At 31.0% G+C, this 13,146-nt stretch carries 12 protein-coding genes; 8 read left to right on the forward strand and 4 right to left on the reverse strand.

Annotated features, from left to right (window positions below; all coding sequences use genetic code 11):
• Position 1: 1 nt before the first annotated feature.
• The 6 genes from LOS89_RS09135 to LOS89_RS09160 all read left to right on the forward strand — a co-directional run bounded on the left by LOS89_RS09135 (position 2) and on the right by LOS89_RS09160 (position 5,656).
• Positions 2 to 955, forward strand: coding sequence for a transketolase family protein (locus LOS89_RS09135; protein WP_231834964.1), 954 nt, complete (start codon positions 2 to 4; stop codon positions 953 to 955).
• A gap of 181 nt (positions 956 to 1,136) precedes the next feature.
• Positions 1,137 to 1,520 (forward strand): hypothetical protein, encoded by a 384-nt coding sequence (locus LOS89_RS09140; RefSeq protein ID WP_231834965.1) that lies wholly within the window; start codon positions 1,137 to 1,139, stop codon positions 1,518 to 1,520.
• A gap of 158 nt (positions 1,521 to 1,678) precedes the next feature.
• A complete protein-coding gene (locus LOS89_RS09145) occupies positions 1,679 to 2,221 on the forward strand; it encodes a hypothetical protein (protein WP_231834966.1) in 543 nt (180 codons plus the stop codon).
• Positions 2,222 to 2,451: 230 nt separating this feature from the next.
• Positions 2,452 to 2,994, forward strand: a complete 543-nt coding sequence (locus LOS89_RS09150) for a DUF4468 domain-containing protein (RefSeq protein WP_231834967.1) — start codon at positions 2,452 to 2,454, stop codon at positions 2,992 to 2,994.
• Positions 2,995 to 3,142: 148 nt separating this feature from the next.
• A complete protein-coding gene (locus LOS89_RS09155) occupies positions 3,143 to 4,237 on the forward strand; it encodes a hypothetical protein (RefSeq protein WP_231834968.1) in 1,095 nt (364 codons plus the stop codon).
• A 66-nt stretch (positions 4,238 to 4,303) separates the two neighbouring features.
• A complete protein-coding gene (locus LOS89_RS09160; RefSeq protein WP_231834969.1) occupies positions 4,304 to 5,656 on the forward strand; it encodes an RCC1 domain-containing protein in 1,353 nt (450 codons plus the stop codon).
• Between the two features lie 64 nt (positions 5,657 to 5,720).
• Here LOS89_RS09160 and menD read toward each other — a convergent pair whose 3' ends face one another.
• Positions 5,721 to 7,373 carry a 2-succinyl-5-enolpyruvyl-6-hydroxy-3-cyclohexene-1-carboxylic-acid synthase gene (menD, locus tag LOS89_RS09165; protein ID WP_231834970.1) on the reverse strand — a complete coding sequence of 551 codons (1,653 nt, stop codon included), beginning with the start codon at positions 7,371 to 7,373 and terminating at the stop codon, positions 5,721 to 5,723.
• A gap of 77 nt (positions 7,374 to 7,450) precedes the next feature.
• On the opposite strand from menD, the gene LOS89_RS09170 reads away from it, so the two are divergent.
• Entirely contained in the window at positions 7,451 to 7,945 is a 495-nt protein-coding gene (locus tag LOS89_RS09170) for a GNAT family N-acetyltransferase (protein WP_231834971.1), read from the forward strand.
• Between the two features lie 67 nt (positions 7,946 to 8,012).
• On the opposite strand, the gene LOS89_RS09175 is transcribed toward LOS89_RS09170, so the two are convergent.
• The 3 genes from LOS89_RS09175 to LOS89_RS09185 form a co-directional block, all read right to left on the reverse strand.
• Entirely contained in the window at positions 8,013 to 8,603 is a 591-nt protein-coding gene (locus LOS89_RS09175) for a glutathione peroxidase (RefSeq protein ID WP_231834972.1), read from the reverse strand.
• 88 nt (positions 8,604 to 8,691) lie between these two features.
• The gene (locus tag LOS89_RS09180; RefSeq protein WP_231834973.1) at positions 8,692 to 11,850 is read right to left on the reverse strand and encodes a cytochrome c biogenesis protein CcsA; all 3,159 of its coding nucleotides are present in this window, start codon (positions 11,848 to 11,850) and stop codon (positions 8,692 to 8,694) included.
• Between the two features lie 106 nt (positions 11,851 to 11,956).
• Positions 11,957 to 12,688: a biotin--[acetyl-CoA-carboxylase] ligase gene (locus tag LOS89_RS09185; protein ID WP_231834974.1), complete on the reverse strand. Its 732-nt coding sequence runs from the start codon at positions 12,686 to 12,688 to the stop codon at positions 11,957 to 11,959.
• Positions 12,689 to 12,773: 85 nt separating this feature from the next.
• On the opposite strand from LOS89_RS09185, the gene rsfS reads away from it, so the two are divergent.
• Complete coding sequence (gene rsfS / locus LOS89_RS09190; RefSeq protein WP_231834975.1) at positions 12,774 to 13,145, forward strand: ribosome silencing factor; 372 nt, start codon at positions 12,774 to 12,776, stop codon at positions 13,143 to 13,145.
• The last annotated feature ends 1 nt before the right edge of the window (position 13,146 follow it).

Here is a 13,146-nt window from a genome sequence, read left to right on the forward strand (position 1 = left end):
AATGAAAAAATATATAAACACAGGAAGCAAAGATACTCGTTCGGGATTTGGAGCTGGAATGACTGAATTAGGTCAAAAAAACGAAAATGTAGTTGCACTTTGTGCTGATTTAATTGGATCGTTAAAATTTGATGATTTCAAAAAGAATCACCCAGAGCGTTTTTTCCAAATTGGAATTGCTGAAGCAAACATGATTGGAATTGCAGCTGGATTAACAATTGGGGGTAAAATTCCTTTCACAGGAACATTTGCTAACTTTTCTACAGGAAGAGTTTACGATCAAATTCGTCAATCGGTAGCATATTCAGATAAAAATGTAAAAATTTGTGCTTCTCACGCTGGATTAACATTAGGAGAAGACGGAGCTACTCACCAAATCTTAGAAGACATAGGTTTGATGAAAATGTTACCTGGAATGACCGTTATCAACACTTGTGATTACAACCAAACAAAAGCAGCTACAATTGCTTTAGCAGATCACCACGGACCTGCTTACTTACGTTTTGGTCGTCCCGTAGTGCCTAACTTTATGCCTGCAGATGAGCCTTTCGTAATTGGAAAAGCGATTATGTTAAACGAAGGAACAGATGTAACTATTATTGCAACTGGACACTTGGTTTGGGAAGCTTTAGTAGCGGCAGAAGTATTAGAAGCAAAAGGAATTTCAGCTGAAGTAATCAACATTCACACGATTAAACCGTTAGACGAAGAAGCGATTTTAAAATCGGTTAAGAAAACAGGTTGCGTAGTTACAGCAGAAGAACATAACATTATTGGAGGTTTAGGAGAAAGTGTTTCTAGAACATTAATTCAAAACCACCTAGTACCACAAGAATTTGTGGCAGTAAACGACAGTTTTGGAGAAAGTGGAACACCAGACCAATTAATGGAAAAATACAAATTAAACAATCAAGCGATTGTTGAAGCAGTAGAAAAAGTAATGAAAAGAAAATAATTTGATTTTCTAATTGATATTAAGAATCCTCAAGCAATTGGGGATTTTTTTTTGAAGTAAGTTGCAACTTTTTTTTTATATTTGAAAAACGCAACTCAGTAGCGCTTAACTAACAAAATTAGGATTGATAAGCGAATGTTTGTAGCGTATATACAAATCACAAAATTTCAAACTAAAATTCATGAAAAATTTATTAAAAAAAGCAGTCTTAATTCTAATTTTAATTATTAATTTTTCGTGTTTAAATAATGATGATTCATCTTCTAATATTAACAGTAATTTCGTTGGTAATTGGAGTGGAACATTTAATGGTGATGATACGGGCACATGGGATGTGAATGTGTCTTCAAATGGAACTGTCAGTGGAACTGCTTATTCAATAACTTTTTCAGATAACTATCAAATTCAAGGAAGTGTTAATAACAATGGAGAATTAACAGCTACAATTGGCACTTCTGATGTTGGTGGTGAATTTATTGGACAACTTAATGGAAATAACGCTAACGGAATTTGGAACAATTCTGAAGCTGAAATGAATGGCAATTGGATTGGAACTAAAAATTAAAAAAAATTAGATAACAAAAGTTATAAGTAATGTTTTTTTTATTACTATTTTAAAAATTCTCCGAATCTTATAAAATAAGTTTGTTTTTCTTAGGGTTTGGGCTGGTTTACGCCACTGAAATCAAACAGTGAAACGTTGTATAAAACCATAAACCTACAATGAAAATAAAAATCTTAATCTTTTTAAACTTGACAATTTGTAGCTACTTTTCTTTTGAACAAAATTTGAAAAATAATATTGAGTTTGGAATTTTGGGAAACTTGGGATTTGCAAATGTAGGATATACTAGATCTGTAATTTCAACTAGTAATTTTTCAATAAATCTAGGACCTAAAATAGGATATGTTCCTGGCTCAAATGATGATAAAAATACTAATCAGACAAACAACTCGTCTGTCCCTAGTTTCATGCATTTAAACTTAATCTCTGAAGGTTTATGGAAATTTTCACCCTCGAATAATATTGGAGTTGGAATTAGCTATTCTAAAATTCTAGTGGTTTCAGATAAACATGATGTTCGACCAAAATCAAATTATGATAGAATATTGGGAGAAATAAGTTACGCTCATATACTTGGTTGGAGTAATTCAGAAAAAAGTACAACATGGATTAAAATTTATTTTACGCCTATTATTTATGACAACGAAGCTAATGATATACAAAATATTCCAATCCGTTTATCATTTATATATAACCTCTGATAATGGCTTCACAAAACAGCGGTTTGCTTCAATGGCTACTTCATTATTTTCATACAAAAAAACAATTTATAATAAGACAACCTTTTAAATGGTAATAATTCATGATTACTTGTATTAATTAATAATAGGCTAAATTGAAAACGTATTTTATTTCAAAGGTTTTTATATTTTAAAAAAAATATATTATCATTGTATTCAACTAAACTATTATTTAACCAAGCTCCATAAATATGAAAAAAATCCTTTTATTATTAGTATTGACTTCGTTCACCATGAATGCCCAAGAAAAATTTGAATTTCCATTGAATGAAAACGGGCAGATTATTTTCACGGAAGTTGTATCTGCGGATGGAAAAACAAAAGACGACTTGTTTAGTAACTCCAAAATGTTCTTTGTAAATATTTATAAAGAAACACAGGATAAGATTAAACAGGACAAGGAAGCTCTATCGGTTAGTGATACCCAATATTCTTTCATGACAATTAAGGCAAACGGAAGCGAGACAAAAGTAAAATTATTTTATACTATTTCTATTATGTCAAAAGATGGCAAATATAAATACGAAATAAAAAATATCTTTGTAAAGTCGAGTGCTGAAACAACTGTAGAGAAAATGTTTGATAAATTGGCTTCGGAAAAAGCAGTAGATAATCCAAAATTAATGGAAACTCTTAAAGCATATTATGCAGAAATCAATTCTACAATTGCAACCATTAAAAGCGACATTAAAAAAGAAATGGCTAAATCTAACGCATCAAAAAGCGATTGGTAGTTTGCCACAATATTACTCTAAAAAAAGCCTCATTAATTTGAGGCTTTTTTTTATAACAACAAGTTAAATTTTAACATAAACTGTAGAAAAACTACAACTTAGCTTTGTACGAATTTTGCTATATTGCAAAGGAATTAACAAATAAAAAATGGAAGAAAGTTTAAAAGCTTACGAAAAAACGATTAAAAAAAAACACAGTTTTGGTTGGTCACCAAAATTTGAAGAAGAATTTAGAACTAATTTAAGCGAAAAGACTTTTATTCCAATTGCTGAGAAAACTATTGAAAAATTAGAATGGGATTTAGTTTATAAAGATCAAACAAATATTGAAGCTAGACGAAAAGAAAATAATTTTGGTTTTGATAAATGGACAGAATCAATTACAATTAACTTTAGTCACGGCAAAGTTAACGTTAAAAGTGAATCATTAGGAAATGAAATGTGGGATAATGGACGTAACTCAAAAAGAGTTAAATTATTTATTCATACTTTAAAAGAAATAGAAAAAAATTATGATAAAGAAGCTTTAGAAAAAATAGAAATAGAAGTTGATAAAAAAAATAATTGGGATGACTATATCATACCCGACAGCCTTCCTAATCCAACAAAAAATAAAAAACCTGACTTTACTATTCCTGTCATAGGAGGACTAATTATTTCTATAATTATAAGTTTTATTATTGCTAAACTATCGACAAATGGATTTTATATAATTGGTCTTTTTGAATTTGTAGTTGCTTTTATAATTGGTTTTTCATTAAACCAAATGATTAAGTTATCAAATTTTACAGAATTTAAAAAGCTTCAATATTTGCTAATTGGAATGGTTATATTAATTTATGTTCTAAATCAATATTTCCAATATGAAATAATTTTAAGAGAAAACAACTATGATAGAATTGGATTCTTTGAATTTATTAAGCTTAGATTAGAACATGGCCTAACTATTAAAAAATTAAATACAGGTTGGATAGGTCTAGTAATTAGTTGGGTTTTACAATTTGTAATTACATATTATTTTGGGCTTTTAAAATTAATAACATCTATAACTGTTTATCAATTAGAAAGAATTCCAACTGAAGTTGTTGATTTTGCTTATTATCATTTAGTAAAAGATAAAACTGAAATTGAAGTTAGAAAAGAATTATCGTCAAAAGGTTGGTCTGAAAAACAATGTCAAGATGAAGTTTTTGAAGCTATTGGTGCAATTCATGATGCAACAGAATTAAATAGAATGAAATAAATTATAATAACTAATACATGATTAAGGCAAAATAAAAACAGCTACTAACAATTAAAATCAACTCAAATGAAAAAAATTCTACTCTCTTTTTTTACTTTTTTTTCTATTTACAATTACTCACAAGGTTGTGTTGACAAAGTTGTTTGCTCTGATGACACCATAACAATATTTCTTCTTGATGGAACTACACTTACTTGGGGAAAAAATCAATACGGTCAGCTAGGCAACAATACAACTACACTACAAAGTTCACCAATTCCAACAATAAACGGAAGCGATTGGGCAGACATCAATCATGCGCGTATGCACACAGTAGCGATTCATCAAAACGGAACTTTGTGGACTTGGGGAAACAATGCTGTTGGACAACTTGGCAACGGAACTACAACAGATAGTTATGTTCCAGTGCAAGTTGGCACTGATTCTGATTGGTCTGTAATATCTCCAGGAAATCTACATACAGTTGCATTAAAATCAAATGGCACACTTTGGGGTTGGGGAAATAACGGCGCTTACGAATTAAAAAATGGCGGTTCAAACGTTGTTACAAGTCCTGTTCAATTAAGTCCAGATACCGATTGGAATAAAATTTATGGTGGCTATTTCAAAACATTTGCTATCAAAAACAATGGAACTTTATGGGGAATAGGCAGAAACAATTCTGGAGATTTAGGAGTTGGTTCTACCATCACTGTTTATAATATAACGCAAATTGGAACAGATTCTGATTGGCAGAAAATTTCGGCTGCTCGTGATCGATATACACTTGCATTAAAAACTAATGGAACACTTTGGGCTTGGGGAAATAATGAAAATGGCCGTTTAGGAGATGGTACAACTATTAATAGAACTGGACCTGTTCAAATTGGAAACAGCACTTGGAAAGATATTGCGGCTGGAAACTTTCATGCTATCGGAATAAAATCGGATGGAACACTTTGGCAATGGGGTTCTTATGGATGGATAAACGGTAGTATAATGATTCCAATAAGTCATGCACCAGTTCAAGTAGGAACTGATACCAATTGGAAATCAGTTTCAGCAGGTTATTCTAGTTCTTATGCTGTAAAAGAAGACAACACTTTATATGCTTGGGGTTATAGTGGCGGTTATTTAGGAGATGGAACTGCTACTTCTTATGCAAATCCAATCTTATTCCCATGTAGTACATTAAGTGCAGAAAGCTTTGAGAATACTGCTATTTCTTTTTATCCAAATCCTGTTAAAGATGAATTGAATATTTTGAATTCAACCGAAATAGAAAAGTTTGAAATTTTTAATGTAATTGGACAAAATGTAATGCAAGGTTCTATTCAAAATGATAAAATTAATCTAACCCAACTTTCTGAAGGAATGTATATCTGTCATTTCTATAAAAACAACGGACAATCCATTACGCATAAATTTATAAAAGAGTAACTAATAAATCTAATAGCTAATAACTTTTAAAACAAAAAGCGCAACCGAAAAGTTGCGCTTTTATTTATTTCAAACTTCTAAAAAACTCCAACAAAATACCATTGTTTTCTTTTTCAGGAGTAAAAATTTCTAAGATACTTGGCTTTTCGTTCTGACTAATAAATAATTGATATTGTTTTGCAAGCGAAGTTTCATCATTTGCTTCAAAATAATCAAATCCGAACATTTTGGATAAATGCGAAGCATTCAATTGGTGTGACGTTTCAAAATAGGTATTGAACGTTTCGGTTTCTTGATGACCTGGTAAAATTCTAAAAATCCCACCACCACTATTGTTTAATAAAATGATTTTGAAGTTTTTTGGAATATAATTGTTCCACAAAGCGTTACTATCGTATAAAAAACTGATATCACCTGTAATTAACATTGTAGGCAAATCAGAAACTAATGCTGCTCCGATGGCAGTTGAAGTACTTCCATCAATACCACTTGTACCTCGATTGCAAAACACTTGTACACTTTTGTCTAAATCAAACAATTGCAAATAACGAATTGCCGAACTATTACTAACTTGTAATTGGATATTCGCTGGAATATTTTTACAAATAAAATCGAATACTTTAAAATCAGAAAACAGAATTTGTTTCGAATAAGATTTATGTTTCACTACTCTATCTTTCCAAATTTCCGCAATTTTCGATTTGTAGTTACTTTCAACAGAATTTACCTCAAGTAATTCCTTGAAAAAAGGATTGATTTCAACTTCAAAATGATTGGTTAACGCACCAAAAGTATCATAAGCACGTAATGTATCAACATGCCAATGATGAGCAGGTTTGTACTTTCTTAAAAACGCTTTAATACGTTTAGAAACTACCATTCCTCCAAAAGTTAAAAGAATTTCAGGTTGAAAAGCTTTAAAATCTTCATCTGAAAATGGTGTAATCAAAGTATCAATCTGATCTATAAATGACGGATGATGCAAATTGGATGTTTTTTCCGTTAGCACCACCACACTTGGATCATTCGCTAAGATATCTAAATACTTTTGTTCAACCGAATTTGGAAACAACTCTCCTACCAAAACCAATTTTTTAGTGGCTTTTGTCCAAGATTCTTTTATACTAGTTTCTAATGAAAAAGGCTTTTCTACTTTATTGAAATTATTAATTTCAGGTTGTACTTGTAATTCAGAAACTGTTTCATACAAAGGTTCTTCAAATGGTGCATTGATATGAACTGGTCCTTTTTTCGAAATAGCAACATGCAATGCTGTTTGAATGTGATTGTCGTTTTCAACAGAAACTTCTTCATTCAAGTTGGCATTATACAAACAATGATTCCCCAAAACATTTTCCTGACGAATCGTTTGTCCATCGCCAATATCAATCTTATTTTGTGGTCTGTCCGCAGAAATAACAACTAACGGAATTTGGCTATAAAAAGCTTCTGCCACCGCAGGATAATAATTCAAAACCGCAGAACCCGAAGTACAAACAACAGCAACAGGTTTCTGAATTTGTTGGGCAATTCCCAAAGCAAAAAATGCAGCACAACGCTCGTCAGCAATACTGTAACATTTGAAAAACGGATTGTTAGTAAATCCAATTGTCAAAGGAGCATTGCGCGAACCTGGTGAAATTACGATATGTTGGACTCCTTTTTGTTGGCAAATTTCGATAATGCTTTGCGCTAAAGGAATTTTTGGATACATCATTTTTAAAAATAACTGAGCTACAAAGTTACGAAGTTGAAAAGGTTTTTAGTACTTTTACTACGTAATTTCTTTACGAAATGGATATAAAAATTAGAGACTACCAAATACAAGATTGCCCTGCAATTTTAGACATCATCAACGAAGCAATTTTAAACTCAACTGCTTTGTACGATTACAATGTTCGAACATTAAACACACAAAAAGCTATATTTGAAGAAAAACTTCATAAAGGATTTCCTGTAATTGTAGCCGAATTAGATAATGAAATAGTAGGTTTTGGTTACTATAGTGAATTTCGCTTTAGAGAAGCGTATAAATTCACTGTTGAGCATTCAGTTTATGCAAATAAAAACTGCATTGGTAAAGGAATTGGAAAATTATTACTCACCGAATTAATTGAAAGAGCCAAAAAACAAAATTTGCATACCATGATTGGTGTAATCGATTCAGAAAACACGAACAGCATCGATTTTCATAAGAAATTTGGTTTCGAGGAAGTTGGTTTTATTAAAGAATCAGGCTTTAAGTTTAACCGATGGTTGCATTCTGTTTTTATGCAAAAAATGCTTTAGAATTAGTCGCAGTTCTCAGTCGCAGTCAACAAATTCTGCAAACTGAGACTGAAAACTGAAAACTAAATTATTTCCCTTCAATCCAATTGATAATAACTGGATCTGTTGGTAATGTTCTTGGATCCACTACATCAACCAATTCACCATTTTCATTGATTAGGTATTTTTGAAAATTCCATTTCACATCACTGTCTTCTAATCCGTTTTTAGTTTTCTGTGTTAAGAATTTATAAACTGGATGCATATCATCTCCTTTTACAGAAATTTTAGCCATCATTGGAAATGAAACACCATAATTTTGCTGACAAAAAGTTGCGATTTCTGTATTACTTCCTGGCTCTTGAGCACCAAAATTATTTGCTGGAAAACCTACAATTACGAAGTTTTGATCTTTGTATTTTTCATAAATAGCTTGTAATTGTTCGTATTGTGGTGTTAAACCACACTCAGAAGCCGTATTTACAACTAAAATTTTCTTTCCTTTTAACGTTGAAAAGTCAAAATCACTTCCGCCTAAATCTTCTACTTTAAACTGATAAATTGTTTCTTTTGCCATAGGTGTTGTTTTTGCTGTTGTTGCAGTTGGCTTTTTTTGCGCTTGATTTTGGCAACTACAAAACAAAGCTACTACTGAAAACAAGGTTACTAGTTTTTTCATATTTCTTTTTATTTCAAATTTAAGCTTTTAATTTGTTTTATTCTGATAAACATTTCATAAAAAAGGGTCGCTAATTAGCGACCCTTTTTTATTTTTTATAATATTTCTTGTATGGAAAATACGCTAATGCAGCTATTATCAATACTCCTAATAAAATATAAATATAATATGTTACATTTTGTTTTTCTCCAGAAGCGTAACTATGTAAACCGCTCAAGTGAAAGTTTACTCCAAAATAAGTCATTAAAATTGATGCAAAAGCTAAAACGCTCATTACGTTGTAAATCCATCTTCCTCTTAATGCAGGTACAAAACGAGCGTGAATTACAAAAGCGTACACCATAATACTGATTAATGCCCAAGTTTCTTTTGGATCCCACCCCCAATAGCGTCCCCAACTTTCGTTTGCCCATTGTCCGCCAAGGAAGTTTCCTATAGTTAACATAACCAAACCTACGGTTAATGCCATTTCGTTGATGTAGGTGATTTCATCTATACTTAATTTCATTTTTGCTTTGTTCTTTTCGTTGGTGAAAATCATCAAGAATAATGAAACTAAACCTAAAACCATGGCTAATGTAAATGGTCCGTAACTCGCAACAATAACGGCTACGTGAATCATTAACCAATACGAATTTAAAACGGGTTGTAAGTTTCCAATTGATGGATCCATCCAATTCCAATGCGCAATCATCAAAATCATAGAAGTTACAAATGCTGTTGATGCTACAGTAAGTTTAGATTTTCTTCCAAATGCCAATCCAAAAAACATAGTTGCCCAACCTACATAAATCATACTTTCATATGCATCACTCCACGGAGCGTGACCCGAAATGTACCATCTAACAATTAATCCTGCCAAGTGAAGAGCAAAAAACACTCCTATTAGCACATGAAAAACATTGATTGTTGTTTTTACAAACTTTGAATTATTGAATAATTGAACTATACAGAAAATCAACATTAAAACTCCAGCCGTCATATACAAATAATACAATCTCTTGAAAATATCATATTTGTTATAAGTAATTTCAGAGTTGATTTTACTTTCTGAAAGCATAACTGCTTTCCCGTATTTCTTTTGATATTCTGTCAAGCCTTTCAATAAACTACTTGGCAATTTGTAATCGTTGTTTTGAGATGCTTTTTCTAATGCATTCAAGTAAAAAGGCATTACGTTTTTAATCGAATCCAAAGCAGTCCCTGTTGGTTGATTTACTTCTAAATAGGATACCCATTTATTTGATTTATCACCAGGAACAGGGAAAACTTTTAAAATTTGTCCGCTTAAAGCCGAATATAAAAGATTTACTTTTTTATCTGCTTCAATAAAATCTTTTTGAAATTGATTAGGAACTGGCTCTTTGTAAGCATCTTCTAAAAACTTTGACAATTTATAGTTTCCAGTTTCATCAAAAAACGCAATTAATGGTGCATATTTTGCTTCTTTTTCAACTCCAATTAAATTACGAATACTATCATTTCCTCTTTTTAAATAGATAATTGGTAACGAATACCAATACTGAGGATATTGAGTCATTGATAAAAAAGCTTGGTCAGAATTCATTCCTTCATACGAATCGCTTTTTGATACTTTACGAAGTAATTCAGATGAAAACGTATTGATAGGTTTCATACGACCACCATCTTGAATAACTATTTTTCCAAACTCATTAGCGTGATCAGCAGAAACTTCGTATTTCTTCAATATTTTTAAAACTTCATCTTTACTAGGAACATGATTGTGTTCTTGCGCAAATGTAAATGTTGAGAACAAAATTAAAAATACACTTAACAAACCAGCTTTCTTTGCTTTTACTTTTTCTAATTTTTCTTTTAAACTTGTAAAACGACTATTCTTTGTAAACAAAATGGCCATTAAACCAAAGTACAACAAGAAATATCCAATATAAGTAATCCAAGTTCCCCAGAAATCGTGACTAACCGATAATTGCGTTCCTTTTTCATCTGGATCAAATCCTGCTTGAAAAAATCGGAATCCTCTGTAATCTAAAATATGATTCATGAAAACACTGTCTTTGAAAGTTTTTCCTTGCTCAGAATCGGCAACTTCAATTTTACTTTTAAAAGCCGAATAACTTTTTTCTGTTCCTGGATATTTATCCGCAATAAAATCATCTAATTTTACTGTAAAAGGTGTGTTGTAAATTTTACTTCCAAAGAACAACGTAAATTCTAAATCGCCAATCTTAACACTTTGTGGCATTCCTTGTTTTCCTCTAGAACCAACTAAAGTTATAACTTCTTCTTTTCCTTGTGTCTTGATTTTAACCTTTAAAGCATCATCCGTTTGCTTGTCTTTAAAATCATTATTCGATTTAAAAGCTAATTCTCCTTTAATCGCTTGTTCTGGAAATACAAACTGAGCACCTCCAATATTATACAATGAGCGAAGCATTAATGGCTGAACAGAATCTTTTACTACCTTACCTTGTAACTTATCTGCCATTCGCATAAAATCTCCTTCAAAAGGTGTTTGAATAGTATAAGCATCAGCAATTTTAGTAATATTAATTGCACCTTGTGTATATTTATTGAAAGCAAAAAGTACATTGTGTAAATTTTGAACTTCGCCTTCTTTTAAGTAGTGCTCATGGCGTGTTCCTCCACTTGACTCTACCATTTTTATCATCAATTCGCCATTTTCAGACGGAACAACAGTTTCGGAAGCATTCAAAATAAATTCTTCATGTTCCACTTCAAATGGAATTCCACTAAATTCTTCATCAATTGAAAAATGATTACCAGCAAATGTGTTTAAAAAAGCGTCATCTTTAACTTCAGGAGCTAAATACAAACTTTTTTCAAATGTCTTACGACGCATTTCTCCTTCATGATTTCCATCTACAAAGACAGTCAAATACGGTTTATCTGAATAAATAATATTAGCTGATTCTCCTTCGCGAATTGGCATCATTCCTTCATAACTAATATAACGAGTCACAAATGCTCCAACAATAATTAGAATAAATGAAAGGTGTAAAATTAAAGTTGCCCAATTTTCTTTTTTATGCAATTGATAGCGTTTGATATTTCCAATAAAATTAATCACAAAAAACACCATAATAACTTCAAACCATTTTGTATTGTAAACTACAACACGTGCAGTATCAGTATTATAAGCATCTTCAATAAAAGTTCCTGCTGCCATGGCCAATGCAAAAAGAATAAACAAAACGGCCATTAATCGAGTAGATGATAAAAGGGATAGTATTTTTTTCTCCATGAGATAGTTGGGAATACGTTTTTTTAAATTGGCACAAATATACTCAAAAACAAAAACTTTTTTTAGAAGTTTAACAAAGGTTTGATGTTTTTAATATACGATTCATTTAATAAAGCATTTTTACTTCTTTAATATCGAAATGAATAACAGCATCATCTTCTAACATTACTTCTAGTTTTCCTTCTGGAGTAACTTGTTGTATTTTACCAACGAAACGCTTTCCAGAAATATCTTCGAAAGTTGAAACCATATCTTTTTTAAACAAAATTGTATGATATGCATCCCAGTAATAATCTTCACCAACAATTGAAAGTTGTTTTAAATTCATTTCCAACTGATTTACAATCGAAATTAGCAAAGTATCTCTGTCTAAAATTTTATTTTCTAAAACATAAATTGAAGATGCTTGAGGTAAATTCTGAAAATTTTCTTGGTTCACATTCAAACCTATCCCAATTATGGATTGTACTTCATTTTGATTTTTGAACGTATTTTCAATTAAAATGCCACCAATTTTTTTATTTTCTGCCAAAATGTCGTTTGGCCATTTTATCTTAAAATTCAAATTACTGACACTTTTTAATGCATCAACTACACTTAAAGCTACCACAATATTTAAAGCAAAAAGACTTGTAATTTGATTTATTTTTTGATGATATAAAACACTAAATGTTAAGTTTTTACCCACTTCAGAAGCCCACACAGCACCTCTTTGTCCTCTACCTTCTTTTTGCAATTCTGTACTTACAACAGTGAAATTTTCGCAACTTTCTTGAGCTGCAAGAGTTTTCAAAAAAAGGTTAGTAGAATCTATGGCATCGAGTTTGATTATCTTCATAATACAATAACAAAATTTAATCTTATGTTAAGGTTCAAAAATAATCACAAAAAATGATACCTTTGCATAAATAGAAAAATAATAAATGGCGAATAAGCAGATTAATAATGATGATCTATTAGCGAATATCATCAAAGGAATTGAAGAAGTAAAAGGAGAAAATATTGATATTCTTGATTTAAGAGAAATAGACAATACGGTATGTGATTATTTTGTTATTTGTAATGGTAATTCAAATACACAAGTAAACGCTATTGTAGGTTCTGTACAAAAAATCGTTTCTAAAGAATTAAAAGACAAACCATGGCACGTTGAAGGTGCAGAAAATGGCGAGTGGGTTTTAATGGACTATGTAAATATTGTAGTTCATGTATTCCAAAAACATATACGCGAATACTACCGAATTGAGAGTTTATGGGGTGATGCTAAAATCACAACCATTGAAACTAAATACTAAA

Source organism: Flavobacterium channae (assembly GCF_021172165.1).
Lineage (GTDB): Bacteria > Bacteroidota > Bacteroidia > Flavobacteriales > Flavobacteriaceae > Flavobacterium > Flavobacterium channae.